The 18,962-nt window shown below is 68.2% G+C and carries 20 protein-coding genes; 8 read left to right on the plus strand and 12 right to left on the minus strand.

The annotated features are described in order from the left end of the window. Window positions 1-2 precede the first annotated feature (2 nt). On the plus strand, window positions 3-896 hold the full coding sequence (locus tag QE363_RS02805) for a flagellar motor protein MotB (RefSeq protein WP_309691597.1): 894 nt from the start codon (window positions 3-5) through the stop codon (window positions 894-896). A gap of 196 nt (window positions 897-1,092) precedes the next feature. On the opposite strand, the gene QE363_RS02810 is transcribed toward QE363_RS02805, so the two are convergent. From QE363_RS02810 to QE363_RS02840, 7 genes are all read right to left on the minus strand, one after another. Continuing rightward, window positions 1,093-1,584 carry a MucR family transcriptional regulator gene (locus tag QE363_RS02810; RefSeq protein ID WP_307102164.1) on the minus strand — a complete coding sequence of 164 codons (492 nt, stop codon included), beginning with the start codon at window positions 1,582-1,584 and terminating at the stop codon, window positions 1,093-1,095. 728 nt (window positions 1,585-2,312) lie between these two features. After that, the gene (locus QE363_RS02815; RefSeq protein ID WP_309691598.1) at window positions 2,313-2,666 is read right to left on the minus strand and encodes a hypothetical protein; all 354 of its coding nucleotides are present in this window, start codon (window positions 2,664-2,666) and stop codon (window positions 2,313-2,315) included. Window positions 2,667-2,738: 72 nt separating this feature from the next. After that, window positions 2,739-4,223: an RNA polymerase factor sigma-54 gene (gene rpoN, locus QE363_RS02820; protein ID WP_309691600.1), complete on the minus strand. Its 1,485-nt coding sequence runs from the start codon at window positions 4,221-4,223 to the stop codon at window positions 2,739-2,741. A 90-nt stretch (window positions 4,224-4,313) separates the two neighbouring features. After that, window positions 4,314-5,102 carry an LPS export ABC transporter ATP-binding protein gene (gene lptB / locus QE363_RS02825; RefSeq protein WP_307102170.1) on the minus strand — a complete coding sequence of 263 codons (789 nt, stop codon included), beginning with the start codon at window positions 5,100-5,102 and terminating at the stop codon, window positions 4,314-4,316. Between the two features lie 62 nt (window positions 5,103-5,164). Continuing rightward, a complete protein-coding gene (locus QE363_RS02830; protein WP_307102172.1) occupies window positions 5,165-5,707 on the minus strand; it encodes an LptA/OstA family protein in 543 nt (180 codons plus the stop codon). 18 nt (window positions 5,708-5,725) lie between these two features. Further along, window positions 5,726-6,352: an LPS export ABC transporter periplasmic protein LptC gene (lptC, locus tag QE363_RS02835; protein WP_309691604.1), complete on the minus strand. Its 627-nt coding sequence runs from the start codon at window positions 6,350-6,352 to the stop codon at window positions 5,726-5,728. A 29-nt stretch (window positions 6,353-6,381) separates the two neighbouring features. Next, window positions 6,382-7,002: a ribonuclease D gene (locus tag QE363_RS02840; RefSeq protein ID WP_309691605.1), complete on the minus strand. Its 621-nt coding sequence runs from the start codon at window positions 7,000-7,002 to the stop codon at window positions 6,382-6,384. A 301-nt stretch (window positions 7,003-7,303) separates the two neighbouring features. Here QE363_RS02840 and QE363_RS02845 point away from each other — a divergent pair, with 301 nt between their 5' ends. The 5 genes from QE363_RS02845 to QE363_RS02865 all read left to right on the plus strand — a co-directional run bounded on the left by QE363_RS02845 (window position 7,304) and on the right by QE363_RS02865 (window position 10,513). After that, window positions 7,304-8,143, plus strand: a complete 840-nt coding sequence (locus tag QE363_RS02845; RefSeq protein WP_309698065.1) for a cold-shock protein — start codon at window positions 7,304-7,306, stop codon at window positions 8,141-8,143. A gap of 320 nt (window positions 8,144-8,463) precedes the next feature. After that, window positions 8,464-8,811, plus strand: coding sequence for a low molecular weight protein tyrosine phosphatase family protein (locus QE363_RS02850; RefSeq protein WP_309698067.1), 348 nt, complete (start codon window positions 8,464-8,466; stop codon window positions 8,809-8,811). An 87-nt stretch (window positions 8,812-8,898) separates the two neighbouring features. Then, on the plus strand, window positions 8,899-9,390 hold the full coding sequence (locus QE363_RS02855) for an SMI1/KNR4 family protein (RefSeq protein ID WP_309691607.1): 492 nt from the start codon (window positions 8,899-8,901) through the stop codon (window positions 9,388-9,390). A gap of 86 nt (window positions 9,391-9,476) precedes the next feature. Further along, window positions 9,477-9,938 (plus strand): nuclear transport factor 2 family protein, encoded by a 462-nt coding sequence (locus QE363_RS02860; protein WP_309691610.1) that lies wholly within the window; start codon window positions 9,477-9,479, stop codon window positions 9,936-9,938. A 2-nt stretch (window positions 9,939-9,940) separates the two neighbouring features. Continuing rightward, window positions 9,941-10,513 carry a TetR/AcrR family transcriptional regulator gene (locus QE363_RS02865; RefSeq protein WP_309691612.1) on the plus strand — a complete coding sequence of 191 codons (573 nt, stop codon included), beginning with the start codon at window positions 9,941-9,943 and terminating at the stop codon, window positions 10,511-10,513. A 31-nt stretch (window positions 10,514-10,544) separates the two neighbouring features. Here QE363_RS02865 and QE363_RS02870 read toward each other — a convergent pair whose 3' ends face one another. The 5 genes from QE363_RS02870 to lgt form a co-directional block, all read right to left on the minus strand. Next, complete coding sequence (locus tag QE363_RS02870; RefSeq protein WP_309691614.1) at window positions 10,545-11,882, minus strand: cystathionine gamma-synthase family protein; 1,338 nt, start codon at window positions 11,880-11,882, stop codon at window positions 10,545-10,547. An 81-nt stretch (window positions 11,883-11,963) separates the two neighbouring features. After that, the gene (pgeF, locus tag QE363_RS02875) at window positions 11,964-12,728 is read right to left on the minus strand and encodes a peptidoglycan editing factor PgeF (RefSeq protein ID WP_309691616.1); all 765 of its coding nucleotides are present in this window, start codon (window positions 12,726-12,728) and stop codon (window positions 11,964-11,966) included. Further along, on the minus strand, window positions 12,725-13,234 hold the full coding sequence (locus QE363_RS02880; RefSeq protein ID WP_309691617.1) for a GNAT family N-acetyltransferase: 510 nt from the start codon (window positions 13,232-13,234) through the stop codon (window positions 12,725-12,727). The genes pgeF and QE363_RS02880 overlap by 4 nt, the downstream gene beginning before the upstream one ends. Then, complete coding sequence (locus tag QE363_RS02885; protein ID WP_309691618.1) at window positions 13,231-14,313, minus strand: SAM-dependent methyltransferase; 1,083 nt, start codon at window positions 14,311-14,313, stop codon at window positions 13,231-13,233. Before QE363_RS02885 ends, QE363_RS02880 begins: the two co-directional genes overlap by 4 nt. A gap of 40 nt (window positions 14,314-14,353) precedes the next feature. Then, window positions 14,354-15,235 (minus strand): prolipoprotein diacylglyceryl transferase, encoded by an 882-nt coding sequence (gene lgt, locus QE363_RS02890; protein WP_387434306.1) that lies wholly within the window; start codon window positions 15,233-15,235, stop codon window positions 14,354-14,356. Between the two features lie 490 nt (window positions 15,236-15,725). Here lgt and QE363_RS02895 point away from each other — a divergent pair, with 490 nt between their 5' ends. Both QE363_RS02895 and hemH read left to right on the plus strand, forming a co-directional pair. After that, window positions 15,726-17,930 carry a molybdopterin cofactor-binding domain-containing protein gene (locus QE363_RS02895; protein ID WP_309691620.1) on the plus strand — a complete coding sequence of 735 codons (2,205 nt, stop codon included), beginning with the start codon at window positions 15,726-15,728 and terminating at the stop codon, window positions 17,928-17,930. Then, the gene (gene hemH, locus QE363_RS02900) at window positions 17,930-18,943 is read left to right on the plus strand and encodes a ferrochelatase (protein ID WP_309691622.1); all 1,014 of its coding nucleotides are present in this window, start codon (window positions 17,930-17,932) and stop codon (window positions 18,941-18,943) included. Before QE363_RS02895 ends, hemH begins: the two co-directional genes overlap by 1 nt. The last annotated feature ends 19 nt before the right edge of the window (window positions 18,944-18,962 follow it).

The following is an 18,962-nucleotide window of genomic DNA, read 5'->3' on the forward strand; positions in this document are numbered from 1 at the left end:
CCATGGCCCGCGCACCGCACGGCAAGAACGAGCCGCCCAAGATCGTCATCGTCAAGAAGATCATCGCCGATGGTCATGGCGGGCATCATGGCGGCGCGTGGAAGGTCGCCTATGCCGACTTCGTGACGGCGATGATGGCGTTCTTCCTGCTGCTCTGGCTGCTGGGTGCCACCACCGAGAAGCAGCGCAAGGGCATCGCCGACTATTTCGCGCCGACCCTGCTCGACACCAAGTCGGTGGGCATCGGCGGCGGCGTCCTCAACGGCGGCGCGGGGCTGGGCCAGATGCACAAGGAAAGCAGCGCGGCCATCACCCAGACCATGGTCATGAAGATCAACGGCCAGGGCGGCAACAAGGCGGGCACCGGCAACAAGGGCTCGCTGCGCAATCCCGACAGCATGGCGCGCGACCAGCAGACCTTCGACGCGGTCAAGCGCGAGCTTCTGAAGAAGATGGAGGTCACGCCCCAGCTCAAGAAACTGGCGCAGCAGGTGCGTTTCATCCCGACCGATGACGGACTGCGCATCGACCTGGTCGACAATGCCAATTATTCGATGTTCGCGATGGGGACGACGACGCTGACCCCGGAGGCGTCCGAGCTGATCGGCACCATCGCCAAGACGGTCGCCGACGTGCCCAACACGATCATGATCCGCGGCCACACCGACGGCGTGCCTTACGGCGATCCACGCGCGATGAACAACTGGCTGCTGTCGTCCAGCCGCGCCGAGGCGACCCGCCGCCGGCTGGCATCGGGCGGGCTCCCGGAGTCGCGGTTCGAGCGGATCGAAGGCGTCGCCGATCGCGAACCGATGATCGCCAACAACCCCTCCGACCCGCGCAACCGCCGCGTGGCGATCACGCTGCTCTACCGCAAGGGCGCCTTCGGGCAGTAAGCGGGCGGTTCGTTCCGTCCGGGCGTCTTTGGGGGATCGACAATCCGGAATGGGTATTCTTCCCTCTCCCCTGTCCAGGGGAGAGGGAAGGGATCACAACCCCACCCAAGCAAAAGGCCCGCCTGACCATCCTGCTCCGGGAGACGAGCAGGACGGTCGGACGGGCCTTCATGCGATCGGTCGATCGCGCCGTCGCTTATTCGGCGTCGGCGGCCTCGGCCTTGCGCGGCTTGCGCGCGGCAGGCGCGGCGCCCGCGTTGCGCGGACCGGGCTTGCGGCCCAGGCCGATCTTCTTGGCCATCGCGCGACGGCTTTCCGAATAGCTCTCGGCGACCATCGGATAGTCGGGCTTCAGGCCGTAGCGCTCGCGATATTCCTCAGGGGTCAGACCATGGGTCGCCAGATGACGGCGCAGCGTCTTGTAGGGCTTGCCGTCGATCATCGAGACGATGTGGTCCTTCGACGCAAGCGACTTGCGGACCGAAACCGCCGGAACATATTCGGTCGGTGCTTCGACATCGGCGGCCTGCGGCGCGCTGCCCAGAAGCGAAGATACGGTTTCGTGCATCTTGTGCAGAAAGGCCGGGACCTCTTCGGACGAAGTGCGGGTGTTGGGATTACCCAGCCACGCGATGGTCAGTTCGGTCGCCAGTTCTACGGCATTCACATCGATAGGGTCGTCGGCCATGATACGCTCCTTTTTTATTTATGGTTTGACCTAACCGTCAATCTCGCCGCGTCAACCGTCCGGAGCGGAAATGGGTCAAATATATCCGTTTCTCTATTCGTTTGACTTGGTGGGGCGCCAATATCTCTATTTGGGACGGCGTTGCTGCGGCTGATGGGCGCAGATGCACGACGATAGGGTCGGCAACCCGGACAATGCTTGGCGAAGCAGGTTTAAATCCAGATCAAGAATTGGATGACGGCCCCGTCATCAGCGTGGTTTTGCAAGCAATTACCCAGCTGTTTCCACGCCCCGTCGGTTCCACGATTGCAAAAAATGCAACAAAAATTGTTTAGCTTGCAGTTGTGCTAATCGCGTCGATCCGCCAAAGAGAGCGGGCCTTTCAGGCATCCTCTCCTAAAAACTTTCACGGCTGGTCCTCGGACCAGCCTTTTTTTTGCTATGCATTCGGCGGGCATGCGCCTAGGTTGCCGCATCGCCGCGCTTCAATGACAAGATAAGCAGGAGTGGAAGCCGCCGGAAAGACCGGCATCGCGCGTCGGTGCCGGGGGTCGAGCGACCCGGGTCGCTCCCCCCGTCCAACCTGATTCGATGACCACCAGCGGCGTCAGCGCCGACAAGCGATCATGATCGGCGCGCGTATCACATCGCAATGATGTACCGGGGATGGGCCGGGCGTCCCATGCGGTCGACCCCGGCCTGAAGCTGAGGGGGCGACGCGACCGCGTCTATGCCTTGTCCTCGGGCGTCTTGCGGCGAATGAACTGGTCGAGCGCGGACAGCGCCATGCCCGCAAAGGCCGCCGCTTCCGAAACGCCGGGGACCGACGGAGCGGGATCGCGCGGCAGGCCGTCCTGCGGCGGCGGTCCGGAGGGTTCCTCGGCGCTCGGGCGTTGGGTATCGCGCGCCAGCGCGGCGGCGGCGACCACCAGGCCGGTGGCGATCAGCTGGCGTCCCATCGGGCTGCGCGCCTGATCCAGCAGGACCTGCCCGACCCGGTGCAGCGGCGACGCTGTGGCGGACCCGGCCTGCTCGGCGCGTGCCGCCTTTTTCTGCTTCTTTTTGTGCTTCTTCTTGCCCATCGACGGCGCACTCCTGCCCTGGTGTATTTTCAATATAATACACCTTGGTCCGCGTACAAGATGGCGGGGTGGTCAGCCGTTGAGCGCGCGCGCGCGCCGTCGCTGGACCGAGCTGCCGATCCCCATCGATTCGCGATATTTGGCGACGGTGCGCCGGGCGATGTCGAAGCCCTTGGCCTGGAGCAGTTCGACCAGCGTGTCGTCGGACAGGATCTTGGCGCCTTCACCCGCGATCAGCGTCCGGATCGCGCTCTTCACCGCCTCCGCCGACACCGCATCGCCGCCATCCGCCGTCGCGATCCCGCTGGTGAAGAAATATTTCAGCTCGAACAGCCCGCGCGCGCAGCTGAGATATTTGTTGCTCGTCACCCGGCTGACGGTCGATTCGTGCATCCCGATCGCCTCGGCCACCCGCGCCAGCGTCAGGGGTTTCAGATGCGCGACACCGTTCAGGAAGAACGCCTCCTGCTGCTTCACGATCTCGGTCGCGACGCGGATGATCGTCCGCTGCCGCTGGTCGAGCGCCTTCATCAGCCAGTTGGCGCTGGCCAGGCAATCGGCCAGCCAGGCCTTGGACCCCTTGTCCTGCGGTCCGTGACGCAGTTCCTGATAATAACGGCGATTGACCAGCACGCGGGGCAGGGTGGCGGTGTTCAGCTCAATGCCCCAGCCGGCCTTGGTCCGGGTGACGAACAGGTCGGGCACCACCGCCTGTGCGGGTTCGCCGCCATAGCGACAGCCGGGCTTGGGATCATAGCCGCGCAGCTCGCGGATCATGTCGGCCATGTCCTCGTCATCGACCCCGCAAATCCGCTTGAGCCGGACCAGGTCGCCGCGCGCCAGCAGGTCCAGATTGGCGATCAGCCGCGCCATGCAGGGATCGTAGCGGTCGGCCTCGCGCGCCTGGAGCGCCAGGCATTCGGCCAGGTCGCGCGCGCCGACCCCCGTCGGCTCCAGCCCCTGCACGACCGACAGGATCGATTCGACACGCGCCAGCGGGACGCCCAGCCGCTCGGCGATCTCGGCCAGCGGTGCGGTCAGATAGCCCGCCTCGTCCAGCAGGTCGATGATATGGGTCGCGATCGTCAGGTCGGCACCCGACAGGATCATCGCAACCTGCGCCCCCAGATGCTCGGCGAGGCCCGGCGCATCATTGGCCAGCGAATCCCAGTCGGGTCCGTCCTCGCCGCCCAGGCCCCCGCCCGTGCCCGCGCCGTTCAGCGACAGCCCGCCATCGGGGCCGGTGCCGCCATCGGCGACGCTGTCCTGCTGATGGCTCTCGGTCGCGTAATCCAGGTCGAGCCCGCGATCCTCGGCGGGCGCGGTGCCCGCGACCAGCTCGTCGGCACCGGCGGGCGCCTCGCGCTCGGGACGCTCGGGGGTGGCCACGTCGCGGATCGCGGTCGCGTCGAGCAGGGGGTTCTTCTCCACCTCCTCGGCGATGAACGCCTCGATCTCCAGGTTGGACAGCGCCAGCAGCTTGATCGCCTGTTGCAGCTGCGGCGTCATCACCAGCGACTGGGACTGGCGGATGTCGAGGCGCGGGGCCAGGCTCATGCGGACGCCCCCGGTCCGACGCCCCGTGCCCATCGCCCGGCAAAGGCGATGAAGCGGAACGGGGCGGAGCGGGGCGCGGTCCTCATGCGGTCAGAGCGAGAAGCCCTCGCCCAGATAGAGGCGGCGGACATTGGCATCGGCCACCAGCTCTTCGGGCGATCCGGTGAACAGCACGCGGCCATCATAGATGATGTAGGCGCGGTCGACGATGTCCAGCGTCTCGCGGACATTATGGTCGGTGATCAGCACGCCGATGTCGCGCCGCTTCAGGTCCTTCACCAGATCGCGGATGTCGGCGATCGAGATGGGGTCGATGCCCGCGAACGGTTCGTCGAGCAGCATGATCGACGGATCGGCGGCCAGCGCGCGCGCGATCTCGGCCCGGCGCCGCTCGCCGCCCGACAGCGCCATGGCGGGCGCGGCGCGCAGGCGGGTCAGCCCGAATTCCTCCAGCAGCTTGTCGAGCTTGCGCGCGCGCTCGGCGGGATCGGGCTCGGCCAGTTCGAGCACGGTCAGGATGTTCTTCTCGATCGACAGTCCGCGAAAGATCGAGGTTTCCTGCGGCAGATAGCCCAGGCCCAGGATCGCGCGGCGATACATGGGCAGCCCGGTGATATCCTCGCCGTCCAGCATGATGCGGCCCGAATCGGGCTTCACCAGCCCCATGACCGAATAGAAACAGGTCGTCTTGCCCGCGCCGTTTGGGCCGAGCAACCCGATCACCTCGCCGCGCCCGACCGAGACCGAGACGTCGGTCAGGACGGTGCGCTTGTCATAGCTCTTGGCGATGGACACGACCTGCAGGCCGTTCGCCACGGGCGGCTCGGCCACAGGGGGCCTGTGCTCCTGCGCCTCGCGAATCGGGGTTTCCATATCCATCGGCCAGTCTGTTCCCTTCATTGGCAACCACGGTAGCGCGGGCGGGCGCCCGGCGTCACGCGTCAGTTGCGATCGGGGACCGAGAAGGTGCCCGTGACCCGGCCCGACGGCGCGCGCGACACGGTGCCGCCATTGCCGCCCGATGCGCCGCCCGCCACCGACGATCCGTCGATCACCGCGCGCCCGGTGTCGAGATTGATGGTCAGCCGCCCGCCATTCACCGTGTTGCCGTCCTGAGTCAGGGTGACGTTGCCCAGCATCGTGATGACCCGGCGGTTCAGGTCATAGATGCCGTAATTGGCGCGCGCGGTCTGGTTGGGGCGCTTGACCACGACATTGCCCGACGCGTCGAAGCGCGACACCTGCGGCTTCCCGCCGATCACCTGCCCCGTATAGGTGATCGTCATCCGCGCGGCGGTCAGCGTCATTTCCGCCTGGCGCAGCGAGACATTGCCCGACAGCACGCCGCGATTCTGCTTGTCCTGCAATTCGATGACATCGGCGCCGAAATCGATCGGCGCGCGGCTGTTGTGCCGGACCTGCGCCGCCGCGGACACGGCAAGGACGATGAGGGCAGGAGCCGTCGCGGCGATGAACTTGTTCATGATCGGCTATTTCGTGCTTTACGGCACGATGCGCAAGCGGGCGTTGCCTTCCAGCCGGACGGTGCGATCCTCCAGATTGGCGCGCAGCTTGTCGGCGCTGAAATTGCCCTGCGGCATGCGGCCCGTCACCGCCCCCCCCGATACCAGCGTGCGCTGTTGCAGGTCGATCGTCGCGTTCTGCGTCTGGAGGTTGTAGCCGCCCTGCGACTGGACGTTGAGCGGGCCGTCCAGCTTCACCTGCTCGGTCCGCATGTCGTACAGCCCGGAATTGGCGCGCACCGTGGCGGGACCGTCGGACAGCTGGATCGCGGCGGCCAGCCGGTTCAGCTCCACCACCGGCTCGGCCGAGCTGCGCTGGATCGCCGAGCCCGCGTCGAGCGAGAAGGGCTGCCCCTTGTCGTCGACGCCGCGATATTGCGCGGCCTGGATCTTCATCCGTTCGCGCGCGACCTCGACCTTCTTCTTGTCGAGGACGAAGGACACCTCGCTGGAGGAATAGATCGGCGCCATCACCAGGAACGCGGTCAGCACACCGATCGCGCTGGGCAGGATCCAGCGCGCCGCCGTCACGAACCGGTCGTGGCGGCTGCCCGGCGCGGCCCAGCGCTGGCGCTGGGTGCGGACGCGATCGGCGATCTCGGACATGGCGGCTGCTTCCTAAAGGGCGGGGCGGATCAGGCGTGGGCGAAGATATCGACCTCGGGCCAGCCCGCCAGGTCCAGCTCGGCGCGCGCGGGCAGGAAGTCGAAACAGGCCTGGGCCAGTTCCATCCGCCCCTCGCGCACCAGCCGCTTGTCCAGCTCGACCTTCATCCGGTGCAGATAGCGCACGTCCGAGGCGGCATATTCGCGCTGCGCGTCGGACAGTTCGGGCGCGCCCCAGTCGGACGATTGCTGCGCCTTGGACAGCTCGACGCCCAGCAGCTCGCGGACCAGCTCCTTCAGGCCGTGGCGGTCGGTATAGGTGCGGATCAGCCGCGAGGCGATCTTGGTGCAATAGACGGGCGCGGCGACCACGCCCAGATAATGGCGGATCGCGGCGATATCGAATCGCCCGAAATGATAGAGCTTCAGCCGTGCCGGATCGGCCAGCAGCGCGCGCAGGTTGGGCGCGGCATAGTCGCTGTTCGGGCCGAAGCGCACCAGATGCTCGTCCGGGCCGCCATCCGACAGCTGGACGACGCACAGCCGGTCGCGCGGGGTGATCAGGCCCATCGTCTCGGTATCCACCGCGATCGCGGCGCCGGCGGCGAACAGGTCGGCGGGGATGTCTTCTTCATGCAGATGAACGGTCATATGTCCTGCCCTAGCGGGGGCGGGGGAAAGCCTCAACCGCGATCGGCCGAATCGGCGGGCCGATGCCCCCGGTTTTTTTCCACAGGAATTGTGGAGTTTTGGCCACAATTCCGACGCAATCTGCCTCGTTCGCGATGAACAGAGAGGCGCGTGCACGATTTCGTTCGCGATGGGAGAGCTTCTGCGTTATGGATAGCAACTAGGCGCAAAAGGTTTGGCGCCAAAAGACCCGCGCTCTTCGTCCGGCGCACGGTTCTTGAAGATAGCATTTGCGGGCGAACCGGGAAGACGAACAGGGCTTATGGGTTTCGATAGAGGTAGCCGAGGCAATCGCGGCACGCGTGGTCGCGACAAGCGGGACAATTTCGGCGGCGGCGATGAAGGCGGCTTTGGTGGCGGCTTCGGCGGCGGTGATCGCTTCGGCGGTGGCGGCTTCGGCGGCGGCTTCGGTGGCGGCGATCGCTTCGGCGGTGGTGGCGATCGTGGCGGCTTCGGCGGCGGTGATCGCTTCGGCGGCGGCGGCGGCGGTTTCCGTGGCGGCGGCGGTGGCGGCTTCGGCGGCGGTCGTGGCGGCGGGATGCCCCCCCAGGTCGTTGGCGAGGGCACGGGCGTCGTCAAGTTCTTCAACGCGCAGAAGGGTTTCGGCTTTGTCGTGCGTGATGACGGCGGCGAAGACGTGTTCGTCCACATTTCGGCGGTCGAGCAGGCCGGCCTGACCGGCCTGGCGGAAGGCCAGCCGCTCGGCTTCACGCTCGTCGATCGCGGCGGCCGCATCTCGGCCACCGAGCTGAAGATCGAAGGCGAGCCGCTTCCGGTCCAGGATCGCGCGCCCCGCGAACCGCGTGAAGGCGGCTTCGGCGGTGACCGCGGTCCCCGCGGCGGTGCGGCCGGTGGTTTCGGCGGCGCCCCGCAGCGCCAGCTGACCGGCGAGAAGGCGACCGGCACGGTCAAGTTCTTCAACGCAATGAAGGGCTTCGGCTTCATTCAGCGCGACGACGGCCAGCCCGACGCGTTCGTTCACATCTCGGCCGTCGAGCGCGCCGGCATGGGTTCGCTGAACGAAGGCGACCGTCTGCAGTTCGAGATCGAAGTCGATCGTCGCGGCAAATATGCGGCGGTGAACCTGCAGAACGAGGGCTGATCCCCTCGGCTGAATAAGCCATCCCTTTTCGGGCGACAGGGCCCGGCGTTGCAGCGATGCGACGCCGGGCCTTTTCGTTTTACGGACGGCCCGCGCCGCGCCACTGGTGGCGATTTCCGGCCTGGTGATGGCAGCCGCGATAACGGGTTGGCCGAACGCGCTCAGCCGCGCGGCCGGAGAGGCCATGCGGCCGCTCTGATTGCCCGTTGAACTCGCACCGGCATCCTCTACCTCCAGCGCCCGCCCCCTATCGCGGTCGGGCGAAAGTCCGCCGATCGAGGCTTCCCAGCAGCATCGCGAAACGGATAGGCTTGGGCGCCATGCCCCGCCGACCTGCAATCACCCATGTCCTGTTCGTGTGTAGCCAGAACCGGCTGCGCAGCCCGACGGCGGAGCAGGTTTTCGCGTCGCGACGTGACCTGGAGGTCTCGTCCGCCGGGACGAACAACGACGCCGAAAATCCGCTGACGGCCGAGCTAGTGATCTGGGCGGACGTCATCGTGGTCATGGAGAAGGTCCACCGAACCAAGGTTCAGCAGCGGTTCCGCCGGGCGTTGAACGGCAAACGGCTGATCTGTCTGGACATCCCCGACAACTATGCCTTCATGGATCCGGCCTTGATCGACCTGTTGCAAACGCGGCTGGCCCGGCATTTGCCTGAAGCGTGACCATGGCCATGGTGGAATGGAGGCGTTGAGGTGATCGCCTGGCTCAAGAGGCTTCCGTTCTTCGGGCGACCGGCATCATATCCGTGTGTGACCCCGCCGCTACTGGGCGACGCACCGGCGGAGCAGCGCTATGCGGCTCTGGCCGATTACTGGGCGCTGGCAGAATCCAAATTCTATACGCCCGCCCATGATGAGGACGACATCGCGGCGCTGGAGTCGCGATATGGCATACGTCTGCCACCCGAATTTCGCGCCTATCTCTCGATCGCGGCGCCGCGCCGGCAATTCATGGACCAAGTGACGATCAGCTGGTGGGCGGTCGGTGACATAAAGTCACTGGCGGAAGAATGCGCCAAATGGACACCCGGATGGGGCGATGCCGTCGAGTCCGACGCGCACCGTTACTTGGTCTTTGCGGACTATATGATCTGGTGCTGGGCCTGGGCGATCTGCTGCGTGGAAGGGCCAGATTACGGCCGGATCGCGCTGATTCGTGGCGATCCGCCCGATGCCTTCGTCGCCGACGATATGGGCGCGTTCATCGCCCTGGCCTTGCGCGACGATCCCCAGATACACTGACCGGCGGCCGTATCGCGTTGCACGACGCATTCCCATTCTGTACTGATCGATACAGACATGAATATGTGGTCAGGAGGTTTCTCGCCATGCGCCCGCCCTTGCCGCCCTTCTCCGCCGAAAGCGCCGCGCAAAAGGTGCGCGCCGCCGAAGACGCTTGGAACAGCCGCGACCCCGAGCGCGTGGCGCAGGCCTATACCCCCGATTGCCATTGGCGGAATCGCGCCGAGTTCATCACGGGGCACGGCCAGATCGTCGTCTTCCTGCGCCGCAAATGGGCACGCGAGCGCGACTATCGGCTGATCAAGGAACTTTGGGCGCAGGAGGGGAGCCGGATCGCGGTTCGCTTCGCCTATGAATGGCATGACGATCACGGCCAGTGGTTCCGCTCCTATGGCAATGAGAATTGGGACTTTGCCGAGGACGGGCGGATGCGGCGGCGGATCGCGTCGATCAACGACCTGCCGATCGCCGAGGCCGAGCGGCTGTTCCGCTGGCCGCTCGGCACCCGTCCGGCGGACCATCCCTCGCTGAGCGATCTGGGGCTGTAAAGGTGGCGCGGCTGATCGCCGAGCGGGCCGACGCGCTGCCGGGGCTGGCCGAGGTGTTTCGCGAACATGGCTATGCCGGGGCCAGCCTGTCGCTGATCGGTGCGGCGACCGGGCTGGGGCGGGGCAGCCTTTATCACTTCTTCCCCGGCGGCAAGCAGGAGATGGCCGAGGCGGTGCTGGCCGAGATCGGCGACTGGTTCGAACGCCAGGTCTTCGCGCCGCTTGCCCAGGCGGAGGACCCGCGCGGCGGTATCGATGCGATGATGGTCGCGATCGACCGTTATTACCGCTCCGGGCAACAGGCATGCCTGATCGGCGCCTGGGGTCTGGGGGCGACGCGCGAACCCTTTGGCGCCGCGATCGCGGGCTATTTCCAGCGCTGGATCGCGGTGCTGGCCGATGCGCTGGCGCGGGGCGGGGTGGAGGACGACCGCGCGCTGACCCTGGCGCAGGATGTGGTCAGCGGCATCCAGGGGGCGATCACCCTGTCGCGGGCGCTGGGCGATCCCACGCTGTTCCGCGCGACGCTGGGGCGGCTGACCGCGCGGCTCTATACCGCGCTCGCCGCGGCTTGAGGGGGGAGGCGGCGCTCCCCCCTTCGTCCGGTCAGATCGCGGCCAGCGCCTGTTCGCAATCGGCGATCAGGTCGCCCGCATCCTCGACCCCGATCGAGATGCGCACCAGATTGTCGGTGATGCCCAGCGCCGCCTTGCGCTCGTCGGGGACCGACAGATGCGTCATCGCGGCCGGATGGCTCGCCAGCGTCTCGGTCCCGCCCAGGCTGACCGCCAGCTTGGCGATGCGCAGGCTGTCGAGGAAACGGAACGCCTCCGCCTCGCCGCCCTTGAGATAGAGCGAGAAGGTCGAACCGCCCCCGGTGCAGTGACGGCGATAGATATCGGCCTGCCGCTCCAGGCCGGGCGTGCTGTCGAGAAAGCCGAGATAGCCGACGCGCTCGACCTTGGGATGATCGCGTAGATAGGCGCAGACCTTGGCGGCATTCTCGCCCGCGCGGCTCATCCGCAACTCCAGCGTCTCGAGCGAGCGGAGCAGCATCCAGGCGGTGTTGGGGTCGCAGATGGTGCCGATGGTGTTGCGCATCGACCGGATGGTGGCGATGTGCGCCTTGGAACCCAGCACGCCGCCCGCGACCAGGTCCGAATGGCCGCCCGCATATTTGGTCAGCGAATAGACGACCAGATCGGCCCCGTGGCGCAGCGGCCGCTGCCACAGCGGCCCCAGAAAGGTGTTGTCGATCGCGATCGGGGGCTTTTCCGCCGAATCGGCAAAGGCCGCGTCGCGTGCCGCCGCCACCGCCTCGATATCGACCAGCGCGTTGGTCGGGTTGGCGGGGCTTTCCAGATAGATCAGCGCGACCCGGCCGATCTCCGCCGCCCGGGCCATGACCGTGTCGATCTCCTCGCGCGTCGCACCGGCGGGGAAGTCGAGCCACTTCACCCCGAATCGGCCCAGGATGCGGCCGATCAACGTCTCGGTCGCGGCATAGAGCGGCCCCGAATGGACGATCACGTCACCTGGCTGGACCATCGACAGGAACAGCGTGGCGATCGCCGCCATGCCGCTGGAAAAGGTCAGCGCGTCCTCCGCCTCGTCCCAGATGGCGAGGCGATCCTCCAATATCTCCTGATTCGGCCCGTTGAAGCGCGAATAGACCAGGCCGTCCGCGCCGCCCGGCCGCTTGCCGGTCACGCCCTCGAAATGACGCTTGCCCGCCGCCGCATTGGGGAAGACGAAGGTGGAGGTCAGGAAGATCGGCGGCTTGAGCGATCCTTCGGACAGGGTCGGGTCAAAGCCATGGCCCATCATCAGCGTCGCGGGGCTCAGCTTGCGGTCGCCGATGCTGGTCGCATCGCTCCTGCGCTCGGCCGTGGCCGGGGTCTGAGTCTGGGGCGGGACGCCGGTCAGATCGGATTCGGTCGGCATGTCGGTTTCCTTGCGAACGAGGGGGCCGCTCTGTCGGCGGCGATACAGGCAGGATAGCGCGGCAAACGGCTTTGGCGAGGCTCAGGCCAGGCCGATCAGCGAAATCTGGCGGCCATAGGACGGCTCGGCGCGGTGGGTGGCACGGCGGAAGCTGAAGAATCGGTCGCCCTGCGCATAGGTGTCCTCGCCCAGCGCGGCGACGCGCGAGACCCCGGCGGCGGCGAGGCGATGCGCGACATAGGCCTCCAGATCGAACTGGTAATGGTCGATGCGGCGACCATCGGCGAAGAAGCGCTCATTCTCGGGCGCCTGTTCGACGAAGCGCCGGAGGAAGGCGGCATCGACCTCATAGCTGGCGCGGGCGATGCACGGGCCGATCGCGGCGGCGATCCGCTCGCGTCGCGCGCCCAGCGCCTCCATCGCCAGCAGCGTGGCGTCGGTGACCCCGCCGAACGCACCCTTCCAGCCCGCATGCGCGGCGCCGATCACCCCTGCTTCGGCATCGGCGAACAGGACGGGCGCGCAATCGGCGGTCAGGATGCCGAGCAGCAGCCCCGGCCGGTCGGTCACCAGCGCATCGCCATGCGGACGGACATCGTCCTCGGGCGGGGTCAGCACCGTCACCGCCTCGGCCGAGTGGATCTGGTAGCAGGTGACGAGCCGCGCGCCGGGCAGCACCGCGTCGCGCGCGCGGCGGCGATTCTCGGCCACCGCATCGGCATCGTCCTGCGAGCCGAGCCCGACATTCAGCCCGCCATGAATCCCCGCCGACACGCCGCCGCGCCGCCCGAGAAAGCCGTGCGGCACATCCCCCAATAGCGAGGTGCGAAGCGTTTCGATGGTCATAGCGACAGCCTCATGATCCGGTCCTCGTCGATCGTGTTGCCGACCGCAAAGTCATAGCGCCCGACATCGACAAAGCCGTGGCGCGCGTAAAAGGCCTTGGCGCGGTGGTTGTCGACATAGACCGACAACATCAGGTCGCGCGCGCCGCGCAGCCGGGCTGCGTCGATCGCCCATTGCATCAGCGCGGGGCCGACACCCGCGCCCAGATGGCTCGACAGGACATAGAGCTGGTACAGCTCGACCGCATCGTCCGGCCAGTCGCCGGGAAAGGCGACGGGGCCGATCTTGGCAAAGCCGATCACCGCATCCCCCTGCAACGCCAGGCGTATCGAAAAGGCCGGATCGCCGATCTGCGACGGCAGGCCGGTGGGGCCGAAGGCCTCGTCCAGAAAGGCGTTCAGGTCGGCGGGCGGATAGAGATGGCCGAACGTCTCGGTAAACGCCGTCCGCGCCATGGCGGCGAGGGGGGCGGCGTCGTCCGGGCCTGCGTCGCGATAGGCGATCATTCGCCATAGCCCGCAGGCACCGGCCAGTCGGGGCGCGTCACCGCCAGCGCGCGGAACAGCGTGCCCATGTCCTGCATCAGCCGGTTGCGATCGGCGAGCAGCGCATCGGCGCGGTCGGGATGCGTGCGGGCCAGCGCGGCGGTGCGCTGGTCGATCCCCAGCGCGCCGAGCAGGTCGCGCTGCGTCACCGGCCCGAAGGCGGCGAGGCCGGCGCCCTGCGCGGCGGCGGCCAGCGTCGTGAAGTCGACATGCGCGCTCAGATCCTGTTCGCCCGGCCGGTCGAAGGGATTGGCATAGGCATGGCCGCGCACCGCCTGGAGCGTGTCGGCGATGGCGGGGCCTTCATAGCCGTAATCGACGATCAGCGCGGCGCCCCCTTGCGCGGTGATCCGGGCGGACAGGCCGCGCATCACCGCGACGCTGGCGGGGGACACCTCGATCACCGACCCGGCCCCGGCCGCGCGCAGCGGTTCGGGGATGATCTCCGCGGGCACCGGCGGCCCGGCGATCGGCAGGAACAACAGGTCCTGCGCGGCGACCAGCCGCTCATGCCAGCCATCCCCGCGCCGGACGAGCTGGCGGATGGGCAGCGCGTCGAAGAATTCGTTGGCGACGACGATCAGCGGCCGGTCGGTGGGCAGCGTCTCGACGGTGTCATGCCACTGGGCGTCCGCGACCCGCTCGCGCTGCGCGGTGCGGAGCGTCGCGCTGGTCTCGACGAAATGGATGGTCGGGGTCAGTCCCGCTTTCGCCATCGCCCGCCGCGCATCCGCCGCCAGCGTGCCGCGCCCCGGACCCAGTTCGACCCAGTGTATCTCGGGCCGCCCCGCGCGGTCCCACAGGTCGGCGCACCACAGGCCGACCAGCTCGCCGAACATCTGGCTGATCTCGGGACTGGTGGTGAAGTCGCCGCCCGCGCCCAGCGGATCGCGGGTGCCGTAATAATGCGCATTGGCGGCGGCCATGAACTGCGCCACCGGGATCGGTCCGGCGAGCGCGATCGCGCGGGCGAGCCGTTCGGGCAGCGCGTCCTCGGGCTCGGGCTTGTGATCGGCGGGGGGGATCAGCGGGTTCGTCATGCCCCCGCTCTGCCCCCCGGCACGCCCGCCCGCAAGAGCGTCAGGCGACGCTGTCGGTGCCCGCGATCGGCTCTACGCGGACGCGGCGGGCCTTGGCGCTGTTCATCAGGTACAGCCCGCCCAGGATCATCGGCACGCACAGCCACTGGCCCATGTGCAGCCCGGTCATCTGCGCAAAGGCGCGCAGCTGCTGGTCGGGTTCGCGGAAGAACTCGACGATGAAGCGGGCGATGCCATAGCCGAGCAGGAACAGGCCGGACAGCTTGCCGGGATCGTAGCGCGCCTTGGTCCGCCAGAAGGCGAAGCTCATCACCGCGAACAGGACCAGCCCTTCCAGCCCCGCTTCGTACAGCTGGCTGGGGTGACGCGCCGGGTCGGGCAGGCCGAAGGGGACGGTGCGCGGAAAGACGATCGCCCAGGGCACGTCCGACGGCTTGCCCCACAGCTCGCCGTTCACGAAATTGGCCAGGCGGCCCAGGAACAGCCCGACCGGCGCGGCACAGACCAGATAGTCGAGGATGCGCAGCCAGTTGAGCTTGTGCTTGCGCGCAAACAGGATGACGCCGACCCCGGTGCCGACCGCGCCGCCATGAAAGCTCATCCCCCCGTCCCACAGGCGCAGGATCCGCACCGGGTGCAGGAACATCTCCGGCGCGTAGAAGATCACATAGCCGATCCGCCCGCCCAGGATGATCCCCAGCGTCGCGTAGAAGACCAGATCGTCGGCATGGGTCCGCGACATCGGCGCGCCCGGCCGGTCGAGCATCCGGCCCAGATACCACCATCCGAACAGGATACCGGCGATATAGGCCAGGCTGTACCAGCGCAGCGTGAAGAAGCCGATCGAGAAGATGTCCGGGTGCAACCCCAGATCCTCGAACCGGATATGGCCGCCGGCGGCCGCGAGCATGGACAGGATCAAGCGCGTTTCCCTTTCTGGCCCGTCTCCATAGAGCGGTCGTGAGACAACACCAAGACCGGGGCTTCGGTGCCTTGGGGGCTTGGTGGGGTGGGGTGTGGCCTTCGACTGCGCTCAGGCTGAACGGTCTTTTGTATCCAGACCCATTCCCTCCCGCCGTTCAGCCTGAGCGAAGTCGAAGGCCACGCCATGACGGTCGCCAAACGGGATTCACGCGAAGCCGCGAAGATTCTTGGTTCGCGCAGAGGCGCGGAGGGCGCAGAGAGGATGCGGCTGCACGATCATGCCGCCGTCTCGATCGGTAGACCTTGTTGTGCATGACAGGCAGACTGGCCTGGCGGCCGGGCCAGCCACCTCTGCGCCCTCCGCGCCTCTGCGCGAACCCAAAAGACTTCGCGACTTCACGGCATCGCGCGAACAATCGACTCCGTCGCTTTGAGACAGCGAAACCCCCGGCTTGTCTGCTCCTGCCTGTCGGCTAAGGCTGGCGGGGATGGAGCTGAACCGGCGCAACATATTGATCGGCGGGGGCGCGGGGGCGGGGTTGCTGGTCGCCTGGGGGCTGTGGCCGCGCGCCTATGTGCCCGATCTCGCCACCGAGCCGGGCGAGCAGGCGTTCGGCGCATGGCTGAAGATCGGGCGCGACGGCATCGTTACCGTCGCGGTGCCCCAGGCCGAGCATGGGCAGGGGATCGCGACGACGCTGGCGCAGGTCGTCGCCGACGAACTGGGCGCGGACTGGCGGACGGTCGCGGTCGAGCCCGCGCCGCTCGGCCCGCTCTATGCCAATAGCGTCGGGGTCGATTCGCTGTTCGAGGGCGCGTTCGACCGGCTGCCCGAGGCGGTGCGCGCCGAATGGCTGCGCCGGGACATGGTGATGCTGACCGCCGGGTCGAGTTCGATCCGCATGTTCGAGGCCCCCGCGCGCGCCGCCGCCGCGACCGCGCGCGCGCTGATGGCGCAGGCCGCCGCGCGCCGCTGGGGCGTCGCATGGACCGCATGCGAGGCGAGGGACGGCTTCATCACCCATGGCGCGCAGCGGCTGCGCTTCGCCGAGCTGGCCGAGGCGGCGGCGGGTGAGACGGTGCCCGAGCCCCTGCCGCTGGGCAGCGGCGGTGCGGGCGCGCTGGCGGGCCGGGACCTGCCCCGGCTCGATTCACCCGCCAAGGTCGATGGCTCGGCCAATTTCACCGCCGACATCCGCTTGCCCGAGATGGTGCATGTCGCGGTTCGCCATGCGCCCTGGGGGCGGACCCGCTCCATCGCGATCGACCGCGCGGCGGCGATGCGGGTGCAGGGCGTGGTCGATGTGGTCGAGGGCGACGACTGGGTCGCGGTCGCCGCCGCCAGCTGGTGGATCGCGCAAAAGGGCCTCGATGCGCTGGCACCGCGCGCCGTGACCGAGGGGCCGATCCCGACGACGGCGGACATGGCCCGCGCGCTCGACGCGGCGCTGGCGCGGAAGGGGCATTCGGTCGCCTCGCAGGGCGATGTCGAGGCTGCGCTGGAAGGCGGGGGGCGGATCGCGGCACGCTATCAGATTGGGGTGGGGGTCCATGCCGCGATCGAGCCGCGCGCGGCGGTGGCCGCCTGGCGCGACGGCGGGCTGGAGCTGTGGTTGCCGACCCAGGCGCCGGTCCGCGCGCGCGACATCGCGGCGCGGGCGGCGGGGATCGCGCCGGACCGGGTGATCGTCCACCCCATGCCGATCGGCGGGTCCTTCGGCGTCGCGCTGGAGAGCGAGGCGGCGGCGCAGGCGGCTGTGATCGCGGTCCGGTTGAAGCGGCCGGTCAATCTCCTCTGGTCGCGGACCGAGGATCTGCGCCGCGACGCGTATCGCGCGCCGATGCGGGCCGAGATGACCGCGCGCGTGGCGGGCGGGCGGCTGCTGGCGTGGCGGGCGCGGGTCGCCACGCCTGACACCGGCCGCGATCTGGCCGCGCGGCTGATGCCCGGCGGGTTCGTCCGGGTGGGCATGGCGCGGGGCGACGCCTATGCGATGGGGGGAGCGGTGCCGCCCTATGCGATCCCGGCGCTGGCGGTGGATCATCACGCCGCCGACCTGCCCATTCCGACCGGCCATGTGCGCGGCGGCGCCCATGTCGGCCATGGCTTCGTGGCCGAATCCTTTCTCGACGAATGCGCGCAGGTCGCCGGGGCCGATCCGCTGGCCTGGCGGATGACGATGCTGGGCGAGGCGCCGCGCCTGGCGCGCTGCCTGTCCACCGCCGCGTCGCTGGGCGGATGGGAAGGGGGCCGCGCGGGCAGCGGGCAGGGCGTGGCGGCGCATGCCTTTCGCGGTAGCTTCGTCGCGGTGATGGCAGAGGTTCACCGCGACGCCGCGGGGCGGCCGATCGTCGACCGGCTGGTCGCGGCGGTCGATGCCGGGCGGATCGTCAACCCCGACATCGTGCGCCAGCAGATCGAGGGCGGGCTGATCTTCGGGCTCGCCGCATGGCGCGGCGGCGCGGTCGGCTTCGCCCAAGGGCTGGCCGAGCCCGCGCGGCTGGGGGCGTTGAACCTGCCGCGTCTGGCCGACACCCCCGACATCACGGTCGAACTGATCCGCTCGGACGAAGCCCCCGGCGGCGTGTCCGAACTGGCCGTGCCGCCGGTCGCGCCCGCCATCGCCAACGCGCTTGCCACCCTGCCGGGCTTCCCACGGATACGAAGCCTGCCGATGGAGTTGTCCGCCTGATGCTGCCCCCCGACCATCCGCCCGTCCCGCGTCCGAAGATCGGCGTGCTCCTAATGAATCTGGGCACCCCCGACGCTCCCGAGCCGCGCGCGGTCAAACGCTATCTGGGCGAATTCCTGTCGGACCGCCGCGTCATCGAGATTCCCGCCCTGCTGTGGCAGCCGATCCTGCGCGGCATCATCCTGAACACCCGGCCCAAGAAGTCGGCGCATGCCTATTCATTGGTCTGGCGCGAAGACGGCTCGCCGCTCGCCGCCATCACCAAGGCGCAGGCGGCGGCGCTGAAGGACGCGTTCGGGCCCGGCGTCATGGTCGACTGGGCGATGCGCTATGGCCGTCCCGCCATTGCCGACCAGGTCCAGGCGATGAAGGATGCCGGGTGCGAGCGGATCCTGCTCGCGCCGCTCTATCCGCAATATTGCGCGGCGACGACCGCGACCGCCAATGACCGGGCCTTCGCGCATCTGGCGACGATGCGCTGGCAGCCCGCGATCCGCACCCTGCCGCCTTATTATGACGATGCGCTCTATATCGATGCGCTGAAGACGCAGCTGGAGGCGCAACTCGCCGCGCTGGATTTCACCCCCGAGGCGGTCGTCGCCAGCTTCCACGGCATGCCGCAGCGGACGCTGGAGCTGGGCGACCCCTATCATTGCCATTGCCGCAAGACCGCGCGGCTGCTGGCCGAGGCGATGAAGGACACGCTGGGCGACCGCGAATTGCTGGTCGCGTTCCAGTCGCGATTCGGCCGCGCCAAATGGCTGGAGCCCGCGACCGACACCGTGCTCGAGGCGCTGCCCGGACGCGGCATCCGCAAGGTCGCGATCCTGGCGCCGGGTTTCTCGGCCGACTGTATCGAGACGCTGGAGGAACTGGCGATTCGCGGCCGCGAAAGTTTCGAGGGCGCGGGCGGCACCCATTTCGCCTATCTGCCCTGCCTCAACGACAGTGACGTCGGGGTCGCGATGCTGCGCGGATTGATCGCACGCGAGCTTCAGGGGTGGTTGCCGTAGCGTAATATTACGTTTCGCC

The organism is Sphingomonas sp. SORGH_AS_0870, assembly GCF_031453175.1.
GTDB lineage: Bacteria > Pseudomonadota > Alphaproteobacteria > Sphingomonadales > Sphingomonadaceae > Sphingomonas.